At 33.4% G+C, this 24,383-nt stretch carries 23 protein-coding genes; 3 read left to right on the forward strand and 20 right to left on the reverse strand.

The window, feature by feature from the left end; translation table 11 throughout:
- Positions 1–61 precede the first annotated feature (61 nt).
- The 9 genes from ACSULM_RS07745 to hflX all read right to left on the reverse strand — a co-directional run bounded on the left by ACSULM_RS07745 (position 62) and on the right by hflX (position 8,817).
- Positions 62–664: a response regulator transcription factor gene (locus ACSULM_RS07745; protein ID WP_436861879.1), complete on the reverse strand. Its 603-nt coding sequence runs from the start codon at positions 662–664 to the stop codon at positions 62–64.
- Positions 661–1,755: a sensor histidine kinase gene (locus ACSULM_RS07750; protein WP_436861880.1), complete on the reverse strand. Its 1,095-nt coding sequence runs from the start codon at positions 1,753–1,755 to the stop codon at positions 661–663. The genes ACSULM_RS07745 and ACSULM_RS07750 overlap by 4 nt, the downstream gene beginning before the upstream one ends.
- Complete coding sequence (locus tag ACSULM_RS07755) at positions 1,752–2,486, reverse strand: ABC transporter permease (RefSeq protein WP_436861882.1); 735 nt, start codon at positions 2,484–2,486, stop codon at positions 1,752–1,754. The genes ACSULM_RS07750 and ACSULM_RS07755 overlap by 4 nt, the downstream gene beginning before the upstream one ends.
- Before the next feature lies 1 nt (position 2,487).
- On the reverse strand, positions 2,488–3,354 hold the full coding sequence (locus ACSULM_RS07760; RefSeq protein WP_436861883.1) for an ABC transporter ATP-binding protein: 867 nt from the start codon (positions 3,352–3,354) through the stop codon (positions 2,488–2,490).
- A 203-nt stretch (positions 3,355–3,557) separates the two neighbouring features.
- Positions 3,558–3,755: a hypothetical protein gene (locus ACSULM_RS07765; RefSeq protein WP_436853754.1), complete on the reverse strand. Its 198-nt coding sequence runs from the start codon at positions 3,753–3,755 to the stop codon at positions 3,558–3,560.
- Positions 3,756–4,366: 611 nt separating this feature from the next.
- Entirely contained in the window at positions 4,367–5,707 is a 1,341-nt protein-coding gene (gene glnA / locus ACSULM_RS07770; protein WP_436853753.1) for a type I glutamate--ammonia ligase, read from the reverse strand.
- A gap of 20 nt (positions 5,708–5,727) precedes the next feature.
- The gene (locus ACSULM_RS07775; protein WP_436861885.1) at positions 5,728–6,096 is read right to left on the reverse strand and encodes a MerR family transcriptional regulator; all 369 of its coding nucleotides are present in this window, start codon (positions 6,094–6,096) and stop codon (positions 5,728–5,730) included.
- A gap of 243 nt (positions 6,097–6,339) precedes the next feature.
- The gene (locus ACSULM_RS07780) at positions 6,340–7,566 is read right to left on the reverse strand and encodes an aminotransferase class I/II-fold pyridoxal phosphate-dependent enzyme (protein WP_436861887.1); all 1,227 of its coding nucleotides are present in this window, start codon (positions 7,564–7,566) and stop codon (positions 6,340–6,342) included.
- A gap of 15 nt (positions 7,567–7,581) precedes the next feature.
- Complete coding sequence (gene hflX / locus ACSULM_RS07785; RefSeq protein WP_436861888.1) at positions 7,582–8,817, reverse strand: GTPase HflX; 1,236 nt, start codon at positions 8,815–8,817, stop codon at positions 7,582–7,584.
- A 103-nt stretch (positions 8,818–8,920) separates the two neighbouring features.
- Here hflX and ACSULM_RS07790 point away from each other — a divergent pair, with 103 nt between their 5' ends.
- Positions 8,921–9,394, forward strand: a complete 474-nt coding sequence (locus ACSULM_RS07790; protein WP_436861890.1) for a glutathione peroxidase — start codon at positions 8,921–8,923, stop codon at positions 9,392–9,394.
- A gap of 135 nt (positions 9,395–9,529) precedes the next feature.
- Here the strand turns inward: ACSULM_RS07790 and ACSULM_RS07795 are convergent, their stop codons facing one another.
- On the reverse strand, positions 9,530–10,111 hold the full coding sequence (locus tag ACSULM_RS07795) for an Ada metal-binding domain-containing protein (RefSeq protein ID WP_436861892.1): 582 nt from the start codon (positions 10,109–10,111) through the stop codon (positions 9,530–9,532).
- A gap of 120 nt (positions 10,112–10,231) precedes the next feature.
- Here ACSULM_RS07795 and ACSULM_RS07800 point away from each other — a divergent pair, with 120 nt between their 5' ends.
- Together ACSULM_RS07800 and ACSULM_RS07805 are read left to right on the forward strand one after the other, a co-directional pair.
- On the forward strand, positions 10,232–10,495 hold the full coding sequence (locus ACSULM_RS07800; RefSeq protein ID WP_436861894.1) for a hypothetical protein: 264 nt from the start codon (positions 10,232–10,234) through the stop codon (positions 10,493–10,495).
- Between the two features lie 6 nt (positions 10,496–10,501).
- Positions 10,502–10,720 (forward strand): methylated-DNA--[protein]-cysteine S-methyltransferase, encoded by a 219-nt coding sequence (locus ACSULM_RS07805; RefSeq protein WP_436861896.1) that lies wholly within the window; start codon positions 10,502–10,504, stop codon positions 10,718–10,720.
- Between the two features lie 108 nt (positions 10,721–10,828).
- On the opposite strand, the gene hfq is transcribed toward ACSULM_RS07805, so the two are convergent.
- The 10 genes from hfq to mutS form a co-directional block, all read right to left on the reverse strand.
- A complete protein-coding gene (hfq, locus tag ACSULM_RS07810) occupies positions 10,829–11,053 on the reverse strand; it encodes an RNA chaperone Hfq (protein WP_436853747.1) in 225 nt (74 codons plus the stop codon).
- Position 11,054: 1 nt separating this feature from the next.
- Positions 11,055–12,002: a tRNA (adenosine(37)-N6)-dimethylallyltransferase MiaA gene (gene miaA, locus ACSULM_RS07815; protein WP_436861897.1), complete on the reverse strand. Its 948-nt coding sequence runs from the start codon at positions 12,000–12,002 to the stop codon at positions 11,055–11,057.
- A gap of 5 nt (positions 12,003–12,007) precedes the next feature.
- Positions 12,008–12,958 (reverse strand): lysophospholipase, encoded by a 951-nt coding sequence (locus ACSULM_RS07820; RefSeq protein WP_436861898.1) that lies wholly within the window; start codon positions 12,956–12,958, stop codon positions 12,008–12,010.
- 240 nt (positions 12,959–13,198) lie between these two features.
- Positions 13,199–14,872 (reverse strand): glycerol-3-phosphate dehydrogenase/oxidase, encoded by a 1,674-nt coding sequence (locus ACSULM_RS07825; RefSeq protein ID WP_436853744.1) that lies wholly within the window; start codon positions 14,870–14,872, stop codon positions 13,199–13,201.
- Positions 14,873–15,018: 146 nt separating this feature from the next.
- On the reverse strand, positions 15,019–16,521 hold the full coding sequence (glpK, locus tag ACSULM_RS07830) for a glycerol kinase GlpK (protein ID WP_436861899.1): 1,503 nt from the start codon (positions 16,519–16,521) through the stop codon (positions 15,019–15,021).
- A gap of 181 nt (positions 16,522–16,702) precedes the next feature.
- The gene (locus tag ACSULM_RS07835) at positions 16,703–17,521 is read right to left on the reverse strand and encodes an MIP/aquaporin family protein (RefSeq protein WP_436861901.1); all 819 of its coding nucleotides are present in this window, start codon (positions 17,519–17,521) and stop codon (positions 16,703–16,705) included.
- A 169-nt stretch (positions 17,522–17,690) separates the two neighbouring features.
- Positions 17,691–18,725 (reverse strand): S66 family peptidase, encoded by a 1,035-nt coding sequence (locus ACSULM_RS07840; RefSeq protein WP_436861923.1) that lies wholly within the window; start codon positions 18,723–18,725, stop codon positions 17,691–17,693.
- A gap of 177 nt (positions 18,726–18,902) precedes the next feature.
- Entirely contained in the window at positions 18,903–19,436 is a 534-nt protein-coding gene (locus ACSULM_RS07845; protein ID WP_436853741.1) for a glycerol-3-phosphate responsive antiterminator, read from the reverse strand.
- Between the two features lie 11 nt (positions 19,437–19,447).
- Positions 19,448–21,406 carry a DNA mismatch repair endonuclease MutL gene (gene mutL / locus ACSULM_RS07850; RefSeq protein ID WP_436861902.1) on the reverse strand — a complete coding sequence of 653 codons (1,959 nt, stop codon included), beginning with the start codon at positions 21,404–21,406 and terminating at the stop codon, positions 19,448–19,450.
- A gap of 12 nt (positions 21,407–21,418) precedes the next feature.
- Positions 21,419–24,106, reverse strand: a complete 2,688-nt coding sequence (gene mutS, locus ACSULM_RS07855) for a DNA mismatch repair protein MutS (RefSeq protein WP_436861903.1) — start codon at positions 24,104–24,106, stop codon at positions 21,419–21,421.
- Positions 24,107–24,383 lie beyond the last annotated feature (277 nt).

The following is a 24,383-nucleotide window of genomic DNA, read 5'->3' on the forward strand; positions in this document are numbered from 1 at the left end:
ATATCAGCGAGAAGTTTTTTATTTATCTTAAGATCCCTCGTATTCACAACATGAATTACGATTATAACCACCCTTTATTTTCCGCAATATTCCATGCTTCAAAGCGATTTTCAGCTTCTAGTTTATCAATGATGTTAGATGTATAATTTCTTATTGTCCCATCTGATAAGAAAAGGTTTTTAGCAATTTCTTTACTCGTAAGTCCCTTTCCAATTTCTTTTAACACGAGTTGTTCTTTAGGTGTCAGTGGATTTTTTTCTGTAAATAATGAAGTCATCAATGATTTACTGTACTCTTTCTCATTGTTGAGAACTTTTTCTATAGTGCCTACCAATTCATCAATTGAGCGCTCTTTTAATACGTACGCATCAACGTCATTCGCCACAGCAGATTCAAAATAGCCAGGACGTTTAAATGTTGTAACAATAATCACCTTGACATTGAGGTGATTATCTCTAATCTCACGTAATATTTCTAAACCATTCATACCAGGCATTTCAATATCTAATATAGCTACTTGAGGTTGCTCCGATTTAATTATATCTAATGCTTCCTTACCATTACCTGTACTCGCTACAACTTCTAATTTTTCATTTAAATTCAGTAGTTGAACCATAGCTTCTCTTAACATTGTTTGGTCTTCTGCTAAAGTAATTGTAATCATTGCGTTTCACCTCTTGGAATTTTTACTGTAAGACATAACCCATTATCTGATTTTACATCTAATGTGCCATGCATTAAGGCCACCCGTGTTTTAATACTCTTTAAATCATCAGACTTGAGATGATCGATGCCCACACCATTATCTTCAATTACAAGAGTAATATCTTGTGATGAGTCGATTAAACGCCCTTCCACGCACGTTGCTTGCGCATGTTTCAATATATTGTTTATAGCTTCTCTTAAGAGCATCGCTAGTAAAGACTGCTTTGAAGGATTTATGCCGTTCGCAAGTTCAACATTTTGAAATTTAAAATTTAAATTTGCATTGTTTAATAAGGCGTGCATAGATTTCACTTCATCTTCGAAAGATTGGATTTTTAAATCATTCACAATAGCACGAACTTTATTTAATGCTTCTTTCGACATCGTATTAACTTCCAACATCTGCGCCTTTGCTTTTTCTGGATCACTATCAAGCAATTTAATAGCAAGTTCGGATTTCAAACTCAAACTCGCAAACACATGACCCAACGTATCATGTAAATCTTGACCAATTCGATTACGTTCTTGTTCTGCAATCAATACATTAATATGTTTATTTTTTTCTTCTAAAGCTTGTTTGATTTTTATATTCTCTCGTTGTTTAAAATTACCAATCGTAATTAACAGTATCGCAAGGTACATGATACATAAAAAGCCTACACTCATCGGATCAACTAAATAGGTTATCAGTAAATTCAATAGCAACACAATTAAAAACATGATAAATACTGCAGATTTCATAGTTACCTTCAATATAAATGGCAATAAAAATGAGCTGAAAAATAAATATAAGCTCGTAGCAGGACCAAGTGAATAGACAAAATACATAATGCCTAGATAATGAATAACTAAGCATATATATATCCACTGTGTTGATAACATTTTTGAAAATATTGCTAAAGAAACATAGGAAATTGTAAATATTATAAATATAGCAACATATGCCCAATAGCTGCCCTTGATATCAAATGTAAATAAAGGAATTACTATAAAAATTAAATATACTAAACTTGATACATCTAATATACTTAAGTTTAGTTTTTTGATCATATATCCACATCTCTTCTTTTTTGAATAATTAGTGCAGCAGTTAAAAACAGTATACTATAAATAAGTAAGACGAACAGAGAGATATAGTTCAGTGCGTCCCCTTTTCCAATATCATATGCAATTTGTTTTAAATGATATGTTGGTGTGACATAAGCAATTTTACGCATCCATTCCGGAAATTGACTCACAGGGAACCACAAGCCACCTAAAATAGCTAATCCTAAATACAAAATATTGCCGATACTACTCGCTTTTTGAATTTCATTAAGCTGAGATAATAACACCCCTACTGATAAAAAAGTGCTTGCGCCTATCCATAAAACAAACCCTGAGAGCATCCAATCATACGTTGACATTGTAACACCTTTCATTACGTGCGCTACAATAAAAATAAGTACAATTGCCAAGATAAATTGAAACATCATTTTTAAGATTTTCACCATATAATATTGGTAGGATTGAAGTGGTGTACGCATCAAATTCTTATACCAACCCGTTGTTTTATCATTGATTAAATCTATAGGAAATTGCATTAAACAAAAGCTAGTTAAACTAAATGCTGTCATACTATACATATATTCTTTATAAAATGGCTTTTTGGCTGCTTCTGGTAAATCAAGTATTGAAGTAAATAGTATATAAAAAGCTAGCGATAATAATATAGACAGTACCAAATACACTTTTTTTCGAAATAATAATTTAATTTCTGTTTTCAAATAATAATTCATCATATTACTTCATCCCTTCCGTATCGTTATCAGTAAAAATCGTTTCTAACAGACTCGCCTTAGTGATTTCAATTTCATTTAAATCTATTTGATGTGCTATAAATGTTTCTATAATTGCTTGAACATTATCTGTTGATATACGCAATTTATTGTTCTCACTTGTATATGCTAACTCTTCGGCTGAATCAACTACCGCCTGATACTTTGAAGGTAGGTATATAATTGAGGTTTGTTGACGATCTTTGATTGTTTCAGGTTTATCATTTAATATCACTTTGCCTTTTTCTAATACAATTACATGATCGGCCATACGTTCTACTTCTTCAATATAGTGCGAAGTATAAAATAGAGTGACACCTTCATTTTTAAGTTCTGTAACAATATTCCAAAAATGTTTTCTCATCTGAACATCCATTGCGCTTGTTGGTTCGTCTAAAAATACACATTGTGGTTTCCCTATAAGTGATAACGCAAAATCAAGAATTCGTTTTTGCCCGCCTGATAGTTTATTGGCATATTGATTTAATTGATTATCATCAAATCGCGTAATCATACAAAATCTTTCTAAAGAAATCGTATCTTTATATAAATTTGCAAATAGTTGGTACAATTCTTTTACTTTTATCAAATCTGGAAAATTTGTTTTTTGAAACATAATCCCTAAATTTTGTGATTGTAACAGCCCTTGTTCATCTTGAATATTGCCGGAGGTTGGATGACGATCTCCAATAATCATATCGATAAGTGTTGACTTACCCGCTCCATTTGGACCAATTAATGCCGTACATTTCCCCTCTAAAATACTAAATGTCGCATTATCAACGACTTGCTTTCTGTTATACGTTTTAGTTAAATGATTGATTTTAATCATATAATCACTCCCTTAATATCTTAATATCATTATGACTGCATAGCTTTCATTGAAGTAGTGCGTTATGTCATAGATTACTTATGACAAATGTCATTATTTTGGGAGATACATTATATAACAGGTTTACATAATAAGATTATGGTTTTAAAACACAAAAAAATACTGTGAAGCATATCGCCTCACAGTATTTTTTAATATGCAATTTAAACTTCTTTTGTAAAAGTTAAAAAAGCGTGAAATTCTTGCTCATTTGCAGAAAAAGTACGTTCTTCTACTTCGCGAACGGTTGAATTCAGTAGTTTGTAGTTTGATACTTCATCGCTCTTTAAATAATCATTAATACTTGTTTCTAATTCACTCAATGATCCAGCTTTTAATGTTTTTAATTTTACTTCTTGCATCATTCTATCCCCTTAAAAGTTTATTTTATTAGCGTTATTATACTATGTGTTTATATTGTAGACAAATAATTTTGCTATTTATTATTGTAATATCCATATTAAATTGAAATCATTGGTCTAAGTTGAATTTCAGTTGATATTATTTTACTATTAATATTCACTCTATAATAGTGAGGTGATTATCTTCTTAAAATCAAAAGAATTGCGTGCGTTTATTATTTACTTTTTAGTTAGCTTTACATTAATTGTCTTATATTTAATACCCTTTTCGCACGCAATATTCGGATAAATCATTCCGATAATAATTAGTTAGTAATCGTCTAGAGATTGGGACACATCGATGTTCTAATCTCTTTCTTTTTCAATATGATTAGTTGTTCTCTTTAATTTAAATTTTATGCTTATTACTATTTTGGTCTGCTTCACATATCATTTTGCCTGTATATTCCTCAATCGTTTATCTTATGAAATTGTTCAAAAATATTCTGCACCCAAATTGCACCCATTTTATAAATTACACAATGAGCGGGTGCAAAAAAACAACCCGAATCATTCATTTAGAATAACTCGGATTGCTTATATACCTAGTGTTTAACCCCTTTGTTCAGCACCTAGTATTGTTTAATATATTGTTCTCTTTCCCATTCAGAAACTTGTGTTCTGTAGTAATCCCACTCAATTGATTTAGAGTTTATAAATTGATTATAAATGTGATTACCTAAAGCTTTCTTGATAGGTTCGTTGTCTTTCATTGCTTTGATTGCAGTATATAACGTTGAAGGAAGGTCTTCAATACCAACCGCTTCACGTTCTTCACGATTCATCTCATAAATATTTTGGTTAACTGGTTCTGGTACCTCTAATTTGTTCTTAATACCGTCTAATCCAGCTTGTAAAATAGCTGCTAAAGCTAAGTAAGGGTTAGCTGCTGGGTCAACTGAACGTACTTCGACACGTGTAGACAATCCACGAGAAGATGGTACACGGATTAATGGTGAACGGTTTTTACCACTCCAAGCGATGTAACAAGGTGCTTCATAACCAGGAACTAAACGTTTATAAGAGTTTACAAGTGGATTACATACGCCTGTGAATCCGCGTGCATTTTTCAAGATACCAGCGATAAAGTGATACGCGTCTTTAGTCATTTGCATGTCGCCATCTGGATCAAAGAATGCATTTTCTTTGCCTTTGAAAAGTGACATGTTAAAGTGCATACCGCTACCATTCACACCGAATAATGGTTTTGGCATAAACGTTGCATGTAAATTATGTTGACGTGCAATTGTTTTAACAACAAGTTTGAATGTTTGAATATTATCACAAGCCGTAATTGCATCTGCGTATTTGAAATCAATTTCATGTTGACCAGGTGCAACTTCATGGTGACTCGCTTCAATATCGAAGCCCATATCTTCTAATTCTAATACGATATCACGGCGGCAATTCTCACCTAAATCTGTTGGTGCAAGGTCAAAGTATCCACCGTCATCATTTAATTCTAGCGTAGGTTCGCCTTTATCATCTAATTTGAATAAGAAGAATTCTGGCTCAGGCCCTAAATTCAAATCAGAGAATCCAAGTTCTTGCATGTCTTTTAAAACGCGTTTTAAGTTTGCACGTGGGTCACCTTCGAATGGCGTACCATCTGTTTTATAAATATCACAAATCAAACGTGCAACTTTACCTTGTCCAGCTGTCCATGGGAAGATTACCCATGTATCTAAGTCAGGATATAGATACATATCAGATTCTTCAATACGTACGAAACCTTCGATAGATGATCCATCGAACATCATTTCGTTGTCTAATACTTTTTCTAATTGACTTACTGGTACTTCTACGTTTTTAATAACACCTAATATATCTGTAAATTGTAATCTTAAATATCTAACATTTTCTTCTTTAGCAAACTTATGAATATCTTCTTTTGTAAATGAACGTTTTGGCATAATATAGGTCCCCCGTATTTTTATTTAATAAATCGTGATAAATCGCCACGGTTTATTGGTATTGCTTCTCGTTGTGGTTTCTGAGTCGCTTCAACTATCATTTGTTTTCTAGTTTCTTGTTCATCATCAGTAAGGTGATCTTGTTCATTTCTAATAATTTGTTTAATACCTTTAATATTAAAGCCCTTTTCAATTAATTTCTTAATTTCAAGCAAGCGTTCCAAATCATTTAATGAAAATAATCGTTTATTACCTTCTGATCGTTGTGGTTTAATGAGTTCATGTGTTTCATAATAACGAATCTGTCTTGCAGTTAATTCGCTTAACTTAGTGACAACACTCATAGGGAAAACCGGCATATTTCGTCGTAATGTATCATTTGACTGCACTCCGATCACCTCTACTTTTGAACTTGATATAAATTTAGCATAAACTTCGATGAATTACAAAAATATGTCAGGTTTTCTGACATGATAACTGAACCTATTGGTATCACTGAGTTTAATGGATATGTACAGATTTTAATTTTTAATTTTCTGAAATTTCTTTTCAAAAAAACACTTCCGTGACATACTCATATGTAGCGAAAGTGTTGAAGGTCATTTTATATTATTAAACTAAAAATACTGAAATTAATTTTGTAAACTTTGTGCTGCTCTCGTCACAGCTAACTTAACATGCTCATACGTCAAACCACCTTGAACATAAGCTTCAAATGGCGGACGGATAGGTCCATCTGCGGTCAACTCTATCGAAGACCCTTGAACAAACGTACCTGCAGCCATAATAACGTCATCTTCATATCCAGGCATATAGGCTGGTTCTGGACTGAAATGCGCATTAATCGGAGATGCTTGTTGGATGCTTTGACAAAATTGTATCATTTGCTCTTTAGTCTCAAACGCTACAGTTTGTATCAAATCTGTTCTAGGCACATCGTAACGTGGATATGTACGCATATTCATTTTCTCTAACAATAAACTCGTGAATAATGCACCTTTTAAACTTTGGCTAACTACATGAGGTGCTAAAAAGAATCCTTGATACATTTCTTGCAATGAATTTAACGATGCCCCCGCTTCTTTTCCAATACCTGGAGCTGTTAATCGGTAACCACAGCGTGCAATTAAGTCTGCCTTTCCTGCAATATAGCCCCCAATTTTTGCTAAACCTCCACCGGGATTTTTAATTAATGAACCTGCGATTAAATCCGCACCACACTCAATAGGTTCTCGCGTTTCCACAAATTCACCATAACAATTATCGACAAAAATAATAATATCTGGATGTTGTGCTTTGATTTGTTGAATAGCTTTTTCAATTAAATGCAGTCCAAGTGATGGTCGTTGATCATAACCCTTAGACCGTTGAATAGCGATGACTTTTGTTTGAGGATTGATTTGGCGCAATACCTCTTCAATATCGATGTCTTCATCTTTTAAATCCACTTTATTGTACCTTACACCGTGTTCTTTAAGGCTTTCAATACCGTTCCCATTAATACCAATCACTTCTAGTAAAGTATCGTAAGGATCACCAGTTATGTAGAGTAACTCGTCTCCATATTTCAATGTACTTTGTAACGCCAATGTGATTGCATGTGTTCCGGAAATGATTTGCGGTCTTACGATTGCATCTTCAGCTTTAAACGTATGCGCATAGATTGCCTCTAAATGATCTCTTCCAAAATCATCATACCCATATCCAGTAGTACCTTGTAAATCACTTTCTGATACCTTTACTGCATGAAACGCATCCAATACCTTTTCTTGATTGACATATGCAACTTCTTCTATTTTCTTAAAAAATGGTACTAATGTTGCCTCTGTTTCTGCAACACGTTGTTTCATCGTTTCCATATTTCATTACTTCCTTTATTCTTTTTTGTATCCTTTAACTTCATACATAGCCGTTGTTTCGTCAAAATTCAAATCTGAAACGAGCGTATGTTGCTTTAGAAAGTATAGTCGATCAGCATCCGAACTCGGTACAGTTTCTTCGTAATAAGTGAGTACTTGTTTTACTTGATCAAATAATAATTGCTTCACTTTAGTAATATCATCTTCGCTTTTACTTGATACAAATACATGTGGCTTATTCGTAGCTGGTAAACTGCCCTCGTGTAAATCTTTTTTATTAAAAATGATTGCTTGGGGTATATGCGCCATATCCAAATCATTAATAATCTGATTCACCGTATCATATTGTGCTCTATGTTCAGGATGATTACTATCTACAACATGTAATAATAAATCTGCATTTTTCGCTTCTTCTAAAGTCGATTTAAATGCAGCAATTAATGTAGTTGGTAATTTTTGAATAAAACCTACCGTATCTGAAATAATTAAATTAAAGCCATCATTAATTTGAATTTGTCTTGTTTTTGGATCAAGCGTAGCAAATAATAAATTCTTTTCGTATGTCGTTTCTTTTGCCAAAGCATTAAACCATGATGATTTTCCAGCGTTGGTATAACCAACTAACGCCACTTGAAAGACATGATTCTGCTCACGCTTAATTCGATATCTTTCTCTATGTTCAACCACTGTTTCTAATTGATGTTTAATTTCGTTCATTCTCGTTCTAATATGACGACGGTCCATCTCTAATTTCGTTTCACCTGGACCTCTAGTCCCTATGCCCCCACCTAAACGTGATAAGCTACGTCCATGGCCTTGCAATCTTGGCATTAAGTAGTCTAGCTGTGCTAATTCTACTTGTAATTTACCTTCTTTGCTACGTGCACGCAAAGCGAAGATTTCTAAAATTAATTGCGTCCGGTCAATAATTTTCACATTCAAGTTACCATTTAATGTTTTTGATTGTGCCGTTGTCAATTCGTCATTTGCAACTACGACATCAATATCATGAAATTCAACATAATCTTTAATTTCATCTAATTTACCCTTACCAACATAATATTTATTATCAAAACGCGTTCTATTTTGAGTAAATTGTTCTTGCACATTTAACTGACACGTCATAGACAAGGATGCGAGCTCTTTCATCGTAGACTCAAAATTAAAGCCGTCATCTGACTGAGCATTTACACCGATGAGGACCGCTTTCTCTAATTGTTGCTCAGTTGTATGTGTTTCGTGTTGAGTCATAACATGCACCTCTTTTCAAAGTTTTCTTAGCCATTCTATCACAGTGCCAATATAAAGACTATATCCTTCTTTTATGTTAAATTATTAACAAGAGGTGACTAAAATGAGCATATATGATATTGAAGTACAAAAGTCGAATGGTGAATCTTATAAGTTAGATTATTATAAAAATAAAGTAATGCTAATCGTAAATACCGCAAGTGAATGTGGTTTTACGCCACAATTTGAAGGATTACAAGAATTATATGAAACATATAAAAATCAAGAATTTGTAGTGTTAGGTTTCCCTTGTAATCAATTTGGTGGACAAGAACCTGGAACGGGTGAGGAAGCAACACAAAACTGTAAAATTAATTATGGCGTGTCATTTCCAATGCATGAAAAAGTTAACGTCAAAGGTGACAATCAACATCCATTATTCAAATTTTTAACAGAAGCACAAAATGGTTTCTTAAATGAAAAAATCAAATGGAACTTCACTAAATTTTTAGTCGATAAACAAGGTAATGTTGTCCAACGTTTTTCACCACAAAAGAAACCAAATCAAATAAAATCAGAGATTGAAGCATTACTATAATTTCAAAAATATGAAGCCCTATATCTTGATTAAAGCATTGTATTGCGAATAATATGAACACTATTAATATTTAAAACGAAGCAAGCAAGTCCGTATTTAGGATTTGCTTGCTTTTTCTATACTTGATACATTAAGTCATTGTGATTTTTGCACCATCAACCTTTCACTATTTATAAATTTTTTCGGTGTTTGTCCATAATATGCTTTAAAATGTTTAATAAAATGACTCGTCGACTTGTAACCAACCTGTTCTGCTACCTGGTTAATGGCTAATTGCTCATTATGAATTAACTCCAATGCCTTTTCCATTTTCACCTGTAATTGATACTCCATAATCGACATACCATTCTCCTGTTTGAACAAGCGTGACAAATGAAATTTACTACCATGACAAAGTGACGTAATCTCAGATAGTGACAAGTTATCCTTATAATATTTTTGAACAATATTTTTAATTTGCAACGACCATTCCTCTGCGTGATTTAAAGGTTCAAATGGATTACACTTCTTACATGGCCTATAACCATCAGCGAGAGCCCCTTGCGCATTTTCATAAATGACGACATTTTCCTTTTTCGGCAATCTTGCTTTACATGAAGGTTTAAAAAAAATTTGCGTCGTTTTTACTGCATAAATAAAATCATCGTCTGCTTTTTTATCATTTTTAACTATGCTTTCCCAACGTTTTTGAGTCATATATTTTTTGATAAATATCAACTCCTTCTATGTAAACTATAACATATAAAAATGAAATGTTATTGCTTTCTAATTCCTACAACACCCATCAATATAGCTTTATGTATTATGTTTTGTTAATCTGAATTTGAGGTGATTGAGGTGAAAAAAGTTTACTATGACTATTTGCAATACGATGGGAAACTAATGTATGTATATGCCAGTGACAAAGGATTAGTATTCGTTAGCAGCTTGGACAAACCTGAAGAAGTCTATGATTTTGTTTCAAACATTATCGTCGAACGAAATCAAATACGAATTAAACCATATTTGAAGGCGCTTGAAGATTATTTATATCATGGAGAAACAGACTTCAATATGAGCTTAGATTTAGATAATACAACTGAATTTCAAAAAACTGTTTGAAACGTATTGAATGAAATTCGATATGGACAAACTGTTAGCTATAAACATATTGCACAACGCATTAACAAGCCTAATGGAATTAGGGCTGTATCGAATGCAATCGCTAAAAATCCATGCCTTATTGTCATTCCCTGCCATAGAGTAATTGGAGAAAACGGTGATTTAAAAGGGTATCGTGCTGGATTAAAATTAAAACAACAGTTAATAGATCTAGAACATACTTGATCTGATTATAACAATTGTATTTAAATAAAAAGGTACCACCTATCAAATATAATAGGTAGTACCTTCTTGTTTTTTCAAATTAGAATTTCACATTTGGTTTTAATGATTTTACACTTCTTCATTAGCAACGGAATCATCGATAGTAAATGTACTGATAGCATGTTTATAAATTAAATGCTGTTTGCCTTGAGATAATAAGCAAACGATGTACTTGTCATAATCTTCAATAATTCCTTTCATTTGAAAACCATTCACTAAAAATACAATGATTTTAGTTTGATCAGCCTTAAATTGTCCTAGGAATTTGTCTTGGATGTTTTCTGGTGTATTCATGTTATGTTCTCCTTTTCTGTATTTGGACTGAAACTTCATCTAACATCAATGAAAGTGACTTGTTCTCTCTATCTAACCACAACACGTCTAATTTGTTTTTAAACCAAGTCATTTGACGTTTCGCATAATTTCTAGAATGCTGTTTTAATTTATTTGTCGCTTCTTCTAAATTCATATCTTGCTCAACGACAGGTACCATTTCTTTATATCCAATGGCTTGCATACTTTGACTCGAAGCATATCCACGTTCAACGAGTTGCTGCACTTCACTTAGTAATCCGCGTTCCAACATTATATCTACGCGTTTATTAATCCTTTGATATAATATGTCCCGCGACATTTCTATCCCTATTAATAATGTATCATAATTTTCTGTGAATTGTTGCATTTTCTTTCTTGAACTTAAAAGTTTTTTCGTTTTTAAATAATATTGTATTGCTCTTCGTACTCTTTTTCTATTATTGGGATGAATGTCTTTTGCAGAAACTTCATCAAATGTCGCTAAATAGTGATGCAATTCCTCATTCGATAATTGGTCTAGTTTGGCTAATTCAGCTTCTACTTTTTGCTCATGTGCTTCAGAAATAGTTTCATCTTCAAATGCATAATCATGAATCAAAGATTGAATATAGAGCCCAGTTCCTCCTACAACGATAGGAATGTGTCCTCTTGCAGTAATGTCTGTAATCAATTGCTGTGCTCTATTTTTAAAATCATACGCTGAAAAGTTCTCGTCTGGCTCTAAAATATCTATCATATGATGTGGGACACCTGACATTTCATCATGAGTAATTTTAGCTGTTCCAATATCCATATATTTATAAACTTGCATAGAGTCACCACTAATAATTTCACCATTATATTTTTTGGCCAGTTCAATACTAAATTCTGTTTTTCCTACTGCTGTAGGTCCTACTATCACAACTAAAAATGGTTTATCTTTTGGCACGTGTATCAACTCTCTTTATTTTTATCTTCATGCTTTTGTTTTTTTAAAATCTGTTTTTTTATCCACTCATACATATGCTCCCAAGTTTCAAGAAACCCTTGTTCAAATAATACTTCATGTCTTTTATGTTTATATAAATGTACAGTAATGTGCTGAATACCTGATTTTTTATATAATTTGCCTAACTTTCTAATACCTTTACCATATTCACCTAAAGGATCTTCTTTCCCTGAAATTAATAAAATCGGTAAATAAGGATTCATTTTCTTAATATTTTGTGAGCGACTTGTTTGCAGCATATGTTTCACAGTTTGGTAAATCAATTGATTTGATACTAAAAAACCTGTATATGGATCTTTGATAAATTGTTCTACCTCATGTGCATCACCGGACAACCAATCGCTCGATGTTTTTTGATGATTAATATTTTTATTAAAAGAGCGATACATTATACGATTCAACCAGACCATACGACGCTTTTTACCGAAAATCAGGGTAATTAATTTTAGTAATATAGTCATTGGAATACCTAAATATCTAGGATATTGCATAGTGCCTGATAAAATGACACCCTGTGCTGCTGTTGGATATTTTTGCGTAAAAATACGTGCAACAATTGAACCCATTGAATGACCAATGACAATATAAGGAATATGACGATAATGTGCACACATTGTTTGTGCGATTTCATATGTATCTTCGGCCACTTGTGACAAGTCGTCTATATGTCCTCTTGTACGTTCATCTATGTCTTTGCCATGTCCTCTATGATTATGGCGCAAAACATCATAACCTTGTTGGTTGAGCGATTCAACAAGGTTATCATATCTATCCATATGTTCTGCCATACCATGAAGTAAATGCACGACACCAATGGTTTCTTTTTTAGCTTTATTTAATTTGGCTTCTAACATTGTGCCATCTGCAACTGTGATTTTAAATTCATATTTACTCATGTAATAGCCTCCAACCCTGCAACTTTCATTCTATATATTATACAATATACCTTCAATTTTAAAGGTTATCAAATCGTACGCAAAGTGATAGATAAAAGCACACGATTAACCTATAATCTGTCGAATTCATGTATTACTAGTTACAAATCTCTGCTTTTTCATAAAAATAGCTATCAACAAATTAATGTTGATAGCTATGATTAGTGACAGTTTAATATCAGTTTGTAAAATATAAATAAATTACTCTTTTACAGCTGGTTGTGCATTACCTGTTTGTGCTTCATTAATCGCAATTTGTAATTCTTTACCGTATGCTTCTTTTTGAATGTCTGTGTAACCTAAAAGACCAGCCATAACATCAATTACTTGATCTTTATAATTTAAGACATCATCAATCTTGAAGTAAAGTTTACCTGTACGACGGATAAAGAAATCTGTTGGACGATAAACCATTTCATTTTGAATTGAATATACTAATTCTGTATAAATATCTAATGGTAAACCAGTTTCTTGGTATTGTGCTGTTTGTGCAATTTTGAATAATTCTTCAGCGTTTGAACCGTATTTTGAAGCAAAGTGACGTGCTGTCGCTTCATCAATTTGATAAGATTTCGCTTCTTCAACTTTTTGTTCGATAAATTTATCAAAGTTTTTACTACCGCCGACATCTCCGCCAGAAATAGTTAAGTGTTTTGTAGCACATTTATCAAATTTAAGGTTGTATTCTGATTTTAAGCGTTTTGATAATAAATCAACAATTTCTAATGCCATGTGACGATAACCAGTTAATTTACCACCAGCAATTGTTAATAGACCTGATTTACCTTCCCAAACTTCATCTTTACGTGAAATTTCAGATGGATCTTTACCTTCTTCTAAAATAAGAGGTCTAATACCTGCCCATGATGATTCGATATCTTCATCAGAAACATTTACATCTGGGAACATATAGTTAATAGCATCAACTAAATAGTCTCTATCTTCTTGTGTTGCTAATGGTGTTGTTTTGTCATTGTCATAGAACGTATCAGTTGTACCAACATATGCTTTTCCTTCACGAGGAATAGCGAAAATCATACGTCCATCTTTTTCAGTATCAAAGTATACTGCTTGGCCTAATGGGAATTTAGATTGGTCGATAACGATGTGAACACCTTTTGTTAAACGTAATTGTTTATTATTACGTGCATAGTCGCCACTACGTACTTCATCTACCCATGGACCACTCGCATTGATTACTTTTTTAGCTTTAATTGGGTACGTTTCTTTTGAAATTTGGTCTTCAACATGAATACCATTTACTTTTTCATTAGAATCGTATGTGAAATGCACTGATTTCGTATGGTTGATGATTGTTGCACCTTTTTCTTCGGCACGTTTCATAACTTCAATTGTTAAACGCGCATCGTCAGTACGATATTCAACATAAGAACCGCCACCTTTAAGGCCTGCTTTTTTAACAAGTGGTTCTTTTTCTAATGTTTCTTTAGCATTTAACATTGTTTTGCGCTCTGCTTTTTTAACACCTGCTAATCTATCATACATTGCTAAACCAATTGATGTCGTGAATTTACCCATTGATCCACCTTTATGCATTGGTAATAGCATACGTTCTGGTGTAGTTACATGTGGGCCATTTTCATAAACAATCGCACGTTCGCGACCAGTTTCAGCTACAACACCAACTTGTAATTGTTTCAAGTAGCGAAGTCCGCCATGTACTAATTTAGTAGAACGTGAACTTGTACCTTGTGCAAAGTCTTGCATTTCAACAAGTGCAACTTTCATACCTCTTTCACTTGCATCTAAAGCTATCCCTGCACCAGTGATACCTCCACCGATAATTACAACATCAAATTCATTATTTTTTAAATCTTTTTTGACCTGTTCTCTTTTCAACGTTGATAAACTCATAATAAACTAGCGCCTCCTAAAATATTAAAAAACGAGAGATTCATCCCATACATATATTATTGTACGAACTGAATCTCTCGTTTCTCATCTCGATATTATTAACTTACCCGTATTGTATCATAAATAACAACTTTTAGTCTAATTTTTTACTCTTCTTCTAATTTAAAAACTTGAGTAGCTTCTACAGCTTTTTTCCAGCCTTTGTATAGTTTTTCTCTATCTTTATCAATCATGTCTGGTTCAAATGATTTTTCAAGTTTCCAACGGTTAGCAATTTCATCTTTGCTATCCCAGAATCCAACCGCAAGACCAGCTAAATATGCTGCACCTAATGCTGTTGTTTCATTTATTTCAGGACGTTCTACGCCTACATTTAATAAGTCTGATTGGAATTGCATGATAAAGTTATTTTTAACTGCACCACCATCGACACGTAAATTATTTACTTTAATACCAGAGTCTTTTTCCATTGCTTCTAGCACGTCACGTGTTTGATAACATAGTGATTCTAACGTAGCACGGATGAAATGTTCTTTTTCAGTACCACGCGTTAAACCGAAGATAGCACCACGTGCATCCGCATCCCAATATGGTGTACCTAAACCTACAAATGCAGGTACAACGTATACACCTTCAGTAGATTCAACACGTTCTGCATAATTTTCTGATTGTGGTGCTGAATTAATCATTCTTAATCCATCTCGTAACCATTGAATAGCAGAACCCGATACGAAGATAGAACCTTCTAACGCATAGTTAACTTTTCCATCTAGACCATATGCAATAGTAGTTAATAATCCACTCTTCGAAGTGACCGCTTCTTCACCAGTGTTCATTAACATGAAGCCACCAGTACCGTATGTGTTTTTCACATCACCACGGTTGAAACAAGCTTGACCAAATAAAGCTGCTTGTTGGTCACCGGCAATACCAGAAATTGGAACTTCTTTACCAAAGAAGTGATAATCAATCGTGTTTGCATATACTTCACTAGAAGGTTTTACTTCTGGAAGTAATGATTCAGGAATATCTAAAATGTCCAATAATTCTTTATCCCACTCTAAATCATGAATATTATAAATTAATGTACGACTTGCATTCGTATAATCTGTAATATGTGCTTTACCACCAGATAATTTCCATACTAACCAAGAATCAATTGTACCGAAACGTAAATCACCGTTTTCAGCTTTTTCTTTTGCTCCATCAACATTATCTAAGATCCACTTAACTTTTGTACCAGCGAAATATGGATCTAATAATAAGCCTGTTTTTTCACGGAACTTATCTTCTAAACCTTGTTCTTTTAATTGTTGACAAATACCTTGTGTTTGGCGAGATTGCCATACAATTGCATGATAGATTGGGCGTGATGTATTTTTATCCCATACAACAGTAGTTTCACGTTGGTTTGTAATACCAATACTTGCAATTTGATCCGCACCAACGTTACTTTCATTTAATACTTCCGCCATAACAGCTAGAACAGAAGTCCAAATTTCGTTGGCATCATGTTCGACCCAACCTGATTTAGGAAAGAATTGTTTGAATTCACGTTGAGCGACACCTTTAATTTCACCGTCTTTATTAAATAAGATTGCTCTAGAACTTGTTGTACCTTGGTCAATAGATAAAATATATTTTTCCATAATTATAATCTCCCTTTTATCACTTTGTCGTATATATCGTATGTAAGTAAATTATAAGGCTTAAATCCTACTATACTCATTGCCTATAATTTAGCTTAACAAACATGCTTAAATCATTTAAATTTATATATTACAAATCCTGCTTATAGTTTAACGTATAAACAGGATAGTTGTAACTTAATTAGTATACAGATTCGATACCTTTTGCACTTTTCGCTTTATTTAATGTAACACCAAGTACTAACGTTACAATCAATAATACAATTGTGACTACAGATAAAGTGTCAAACGTACCTTTATACAACAATCTATAAATTACAGCGCCAATCATTCCTCCTGTAATAGGCCCTAAAATTGGAACGATTGCATAACTCCAATTTGACTTACCTTTGCCTGCAATAGGTAAAATTGCATGCGCAATACGAGGACCTAAATCACGAGCAGGGTTAATGGCGTAACCTGTTGGTCCACCTAAACTTAAACCAATTGCAACAATTAAACCGCCCACTATTAATGGATTTAAACCATCTGCAATTTTATTCATACCAATAAACATTAAACCAAATGTTAAAGTTGCAGTACCAATAATCTCACTTAAAAAGTTAGCAAAATAATTTTTGATTGCAGGTGCTGTTGAGAATACACCTAATTTTGCAGCTGGGTCTTCTGTTTGTTTCCAATGTGCTAAATACATTAACCAAACTAAGATACCACCAAAAGTACCACCTAGAATTTGGCAAATAATGTAACCAGGTACCATGTTCCAATTTAGAGCACCATCCATCGCAAATGCTAAAGTAACTGCGGGGTTTAAATGCGCACCAGAAATATTTCCTACTGCATATACACCCATAGAAACTGCAAGACCCCAGCCTAATGCAATAACAATCCAATCTGCACCGTTACCTGCACTTTTTTTCAAATTAACGTTGGCGCAAACGCCACCCCCAAATAAAATCAGTATTGCTGTTCCCAAAAATTCAGCAAAATACACATTCATAGAGACTCCTCCTAAAAAGATAAAGAGATTCCTACAATATAGCCAGTTTCGAACCACCGGTTTAAGTACTGTAGAAATCTCCCATCTCTGTTCTATTTATTAACTTATAATCATCTTACAACGCTTCTGTAAGCGTTGTCAATAATTTTCGTAAAAAATTTGTCACAATTTAAATTGAAGCAACTCCATTTTCTAATATTCTAAATTGTTGTGTATCACTATTTATTTCACCTTTGACACCATAGGGGATTATAAATTTTGGTTCGTTATGACCAAAGGATGCATTATAAAGAATAGGTTTATCTTGAAGTCGATGTTGCTCCATTACTTTCAAAAAAATTTCTTTATATTCTTCATAGTAGACATTATTAAATGGTTTACCAATTATTAAACCTTTACATGTTGTCAGTATGTCAAATTGGATTAACTTTTCTAACTGCGTTTTCAAATCACTTGGCGTAGGAATGTCTTCGGACGTTTCAAGAAAGAGTATTGCCTCGTCGAACACTTCTTTCTCTGGACATAATGAAGTGGTTAGTAAACTGACAAATGTTTCAACATTGCCACCAATTAAATGCCCTTGAATTATCGTATCCCCTTGCAATAACTCATAACCTTGTTGATAAAGCATAGGCCTTTCTTTATTTTTATTTTCAATATTCCAACTCAATCCATATGGGCGAATATACTTTGATGCTGATATATTACCGATTGGCTCACTACAAAACAAACTCTTTTCAATATTGTTAACCGTATATGTATCCATTGCTATATTTTCTGCAAAATCAGTTAAAAGCGCAGGACCATAAAAACTAACTATCCCCATACAATAAAACATCATGTGCACTGTAGTCGAATCTGAATAACCTATAAAAATTTTAGGATTTTTGCGTATTGCTTCAAGATCAACATAAGGTAATATACGAATTGCATCATCACCACCGATACAACTGATTATGCCGTTAATCTCATCATCTTTGATAGCTTCATTTAAATCTGCTGCACGAAGATCAGGATGATTATGTACGAACTGACGTCCTTTTAATGCATGAGGCATCACTTTCACTTTCAAACCGAATACTGATTTCAAACGTTCTATTCCTTGATAAGTACGCCATAATATTGCCGATTCCCCTGCAAGACCAGAAGATAATGATACGATTGCTACGGTATCTCCATGTCGTAACCTTTTAGGTTTAATCATTGCATTGACCATATTATTCTCCCCTTTGCAAAAACATGACCAGTTTATATTTTTATCTATACTCCATATCATAATCAATTTTTACTATGATGAAAAAGGAGTAGTACTGAAGTTAAATACATTTTAACATTCAACACTACTCCGTTTATTAATTATTTAAAACATTGCCACTACAAATTACCACAACTGTCGATCACTTGTGGTAATGTATTTTGCACCATTACTAACTGCAATATTTACTTCATCTTCAGTATTGATTAATCCACCAGCAATTACAGAAGTATTTGTCTGTTCATTGATTATTTGGATTGCTTTGGTAGCAATACCTGGCAATACTTCTACATAATCTGGTTCAACACGTTTTATTAATTCAATGCTTCTTGCCAAGGCATGACTATCTAATATGAATACACGAAATACAGTGGTTGTATTTAATGCTTTAGCTTTATTGATGACCTTCGTTTTTGTTGACACAATACCTTTAGGGTGGTAATTCTGTATAACATATTCACAAGCAAATTCATCGTGACTCATACCTTTAATTAAATCGATATGCATATATGTTTCGATTTGATTTTTCTTTAATAGCTCCATAATACTTTTAATATGGCCAATATGCGTATCTAATAACACACATTCTTTATAATCTGTTTGCGTCATTTTTTCTAAGTCTTTCATTGAGCGAATTGCTGGTAAAATATGTGGTTTCATCCACGAACCTCCTAGATAATCCGTTTAAACAGTCTTTCTAATTCGTAATTTGAAAAGTTAATCATAATTGGTCTACCATGTGGGCAGGTAAATGGATCTTCTGTTTCTCGTAACTGGTTAACTAAATCCGCCATTTCGTCATTTTTTAAAAAATGATTTGCCTTAATTGATTTTTTACAACTCATCATAATCGCGGCGTCTTCACGTATCTTTTTAACATTTACTTTTTTATGCTCTAAGACATATTCAATCATATCTTTGATAATTTCTTCCGCTTCAGCTGACGGGAACCAAACAGGATAACTGTCTACAATATAATCGTTACCACCAAATGGTTCTAAATGTACTCCTACTTTATCTAACTCGTCTTTATGCTGGTTAATAATCATTAACTCATCAGTTGAAAAGTGGAATGTAAGTGGTATCAATAAATTTTGGACCTCGTTTGATACTTCCCCAATTTTTTCTCTGAAATATTCATATTTGATGCGTTCTTGCGCAGCATGTTGGTCAATCATAAACATACCATTTTCATTTTGTGCAATGATATATGTCCCATGTACTTGGCCAACTACTTCCATATATGGTACTCTGCGCGCTGGGTCTTCACTGACACTACCTTTAATATCATCTTCTGAATCTGCCTCTACTTCAAGTTCATTCGTAAATTCTGTTTGAGACTCAGAAGTATCATTCGCTGTCATGTCTTGTAGGAGCTCTCGTTGCGCATTTAAGTATGCTTGGTCAGCATTTGTATTGTCTCGTATGGTCTCAGCATTTTCATCTCCATACAATGGATATGACACACCGTTCGTTTCGTCTGATGATTCGAGCATATTATGACCTTTATTTTCTACTTCACTTTGCTTCGATTCAAATAAATTCCCTTGTTGTTTCTGCTCAAAATCTAATTTTTGCTGTTTAAATTGATCTAACACTTTATTCTTTTTCGTCAGCTTATCCATATCATTTTGAGGAATTAGGATGCGGTCTTTAAAGGCCTCACGAATTTTCTCGACAATCAAACTAAACAATTGGTCCTCTTTCGACAATCTAACTTCTAACTTAGTTGGATGCACATTAACGTCAACTAAAATCGGATCCATTTCGATATTGATATAACAAATTGGAAAACGTCCAATCATTAATAGCGTATGGTAACCTTCTAAAATTGCTTTATTTAATAAAAAGTTCTTAATATACCTTCCATTTATAAATACCGAAATATAGTGATTATTACTTCTCGAATGTTCTGGCTTTGCAACATATCCTTCTAAATGATAGTCACTGGTATCACCGGAAATATGCACTAAATCTTTTGCAACTTTCATACCGTAAATTTCTGCCATTACTTCGTTTGTACGACCTGAGCCATTTGTTTTTAAAATTGTCTTACCGTCAGAAACAAGTGAAATACGAATGTCAGGATGACTCATCGCCATACGATTCACAATGTCAGTAATTTTACCAAGTTCAGTATATAAACTTTTAATATATTTTAATCTAGCTGGCGTATTATAAAAGAGCGATTCAACTAATATATCTGTACCTCTTTTGGCTTTCGCTGGTTTGTGATCAAGTATTTCGCCGTTTTCAACATAAATCTGTTGACCTTCTTCATTATCAGTACATGTTTTCAATGTGACTTTTGACACTGAAGAAATACTGGCTAATGCCTCGCCTCGAAATCCAAGTGTACGAATATGGAACAAATCATCGTCCGCATCTAATTTACTAGTCGCATGTCTATGGAAGACGAGACCTAAATCATCTATGTGTATGCCTGTACCATTATCGACTACACGTATAGATGCAACACCAGATTGTTCCACTTCAATATTGATTTCAGTCGCTTGGGCATCAATTGCATTCTCTAATAATTCTTTAACTACTGAGCCTGGACGTTCTACAACTTCACCGGCTGCTATTTTATTGGCTAATGAGGTTTGTAATTCTTTAATCTTACCCATTTGACATCACCTCTATTTCAATTGATTTTGTAATTCACTCAGTTTCACAAGTGCTTCTATTGGTGTCATATTTGATAAATTCAACGTTTTGATTTCATTTTCTACTTCACTTTCTATCTCTGTTGAGTCAAACAAATCAAAAGTAGGTTGTTCAAACTGATGTTGATTTTTAGCATTTGTATGTTCTGCCGAATCAGAAACTGAGTGTTTGTCATTTTGTTCAGTGTTGTATGATATTGCATCACTATTGTCAGATATTTGTTGATTACGGACGTCTGATTCCACTGGACTATGTTCCGTTTCAATTGCGTTGATCGATACTTGAGTACTTTGTTTATCTTTTTGCTCAAATGCATTCAGTATCACTTGTGCGCGTTGGATAACATCGTCCGGTAAGTGCGCCAATTTTGCAACTTGAATACCATAACTATCATCAACCGCGCCATTTTTTACTTTGTGTAAGAAAATGAGTTCTCCTTTATATTCATTTGCAGCAACATGAACGTTTTTCAAACACTTAAGTGATTGATCTAAAGTTGTTAATTCATGATAGTGCGTTGAGAATAAAGTTTTGGCATGCGACGTATGTGCAACGTATTCTATCATTGCTTGAGCTAATGCCAAACCATCATATGTCGATGTACCTCTACCAATTTCATCAAATATGATTAAACTATCTTCAGTTGCATGTGCTAATGCTTTTTGAGCTTCTAACATTTCCACCATGAATGTACTTTTTCCTGAAACTAAATCATCAGCTGCACCAATTCGTGTAAATATTTGGTCGAAAATAGGTAAAGTCGCAGATTCACACGGTATATAAGCACCCATTTGTGCCATTATACTTATAATTGCAACTTGTCGCATATAAGTAGATTTACCCGACATATTTGGTCCTGTAATTAAATAAATAAATGTCTCATTATCTAGTGCACAATCATTAGGGACATAATCATTATGGTCCATCACACGTTCAACAACTGGATGTCTAGAATTCGTCAATTCTAGCGTCTTGTCATCGCTAAACATTGGCCTAGCATAATTGTATTTTTGTGCAATTTCAGCAAAGCTTTGTAAACAATCGATCTCAGAAATGACTTTAGCTTGTTGCTGTAAACGTGTCGTATATGTCTTAATTTGTTCTCTAAGTTGCACAAATAATTGGTACTCTAACTCAATTGCTTTATCTTCTGCACCTAGAATAACGTCTTCTTTTTCTTTCAACTCATCTGTGATAAAGCGTTCTGCATTCGAGAGCGTTTGTTTTCTGTGATAACCAAATGCAGTGGGGTCAAACCCTTGTAAGTTCGCACGTGTTATTTCAATAAAATAACCAAACACTTTATTGAAACTTATTTTTAATGACTTGATTCCTGTGCGTTGTCGTTCTTTTGTTTGTAATTCTGCTAACCAACTTTTACCATTTTTCGATGCTTCTAAATAGCCATCTAGCGTATCATTAAACCCAGTCTTAAATAGCCCACCTTCTTTGACTGAAATTGGCGGTTCTTCTTTCAAACTTTCTTCTAATAAAGTCAATAGTTCATCTAAAGGCTCTAATGCATCGAACTGCGCAGTCATTTGTTCATCAAAATTGGATAACAGATTTTTAATATTAGGTATTTCTGAAATTGAATGTTTTAACTGAATTAAGTCTCGTGCATTCACATTACCGTAACTTACACGACCAACTAATCGTTCTATATCATAGACTTGATTTAAATAGTTACGTAATGTATCTCGTTCTATAAAATGATTAATAAATTGATCCACTGTATCCAATCGTGATTCTATTTGTTGCTTTTGAATGAGTGGTCTATCAATCCATTGTTTTAAACGTCTCGCACCCATTGGCGTTTTTGTTTCATCCATGAGCCAAAGTAACGTACCTTTTTTAGTTTTCAGGCGAATACTTTCCGTTAATTCTAGATTACGCTTGGCATAGAAGTCCATTTTCATGAAATCTACCGCTTCATATTTAATTACCGATTCTATATGTGAAAGATCGCGTTTTTGCGTATGATAAATATAATCTAAAAGGAGTTGTGTCGCGTTAAATAAATGTGGCTCTCGAACTGTATTCACTTCATATGTTGCGTCAGATATTTCAGGTGATACAGTAATCGTTTCCGTTGTTAAGCTTATTTGACGTTTTAATGTTTCACTTATCTCTTCTTTTACAACAATTTCATTCGGATTAATCGTTGTAATTTCATTAATTAACGTCGCCTCGTCTTCAAATTGCGTCACTTTTAACTCACCTGTCGATACGTCACAATAACTGAGCGCATACATCGATGACCCTTGGATGAAACTTAATATATAATTATTTTGTTTTTCATCTACGCCACCTTTATCCATAACCGTACCTGGTGTCACAATTCGTACGACTTCTCGGTGAACCATTCCTTTAGTTTGTTTAGGATCCTCCATTTGTTCACAAATAGCAACTTTATAGCCGTTATTAATTAATGTTTCAATGTAGCCATCTGCTGAATGATAAGGCACCCCACACATAGGAATTGGATCCTCTTTCTTAGCGTCACGTTTAGTCAGTGTAATCTCTAAAACTCTAGATGCCGTTTTAGCATCTTCAAAAAACATTTCGTAAAAATCACCTAATCTGAAAAATAATAAACAATCTTGATATTGTGATTTTATTTTTAAATATTGTTGCATCATTGGCGTTTGATTTGTCATAAATTCATTTCACAATCCTTTTTAAATTTTCTTATGTTCTAAGGCGCTCTGATGTTAAATTGTACATAAATAGCATAATGAGCACTTGTTTATCGTTATGTATTTTCGCTATCTTTCATTCATTTGATATATATACTAATCACATGGAAACTGAATATTTTATAACCTAAGAAACAGGCTCACAGCATCACGTTCATTTTTTAATTAATTTAGTTTTTAACTCTTAAATTTTAACATATGTTTTTACATTTCGCCTATTCATTCCATTTGCATATAT

It is taken from the genome of Staphylococcus caeli (genome assembly GCF_051413795.1).
GTDB classification, from domain to species: domain Bacteria; phylum Bacillota; class Bacilli; order Staphylococcales; family Staphylococcaceae; genus Staphylococcus; species Staphylococcus caeli_A.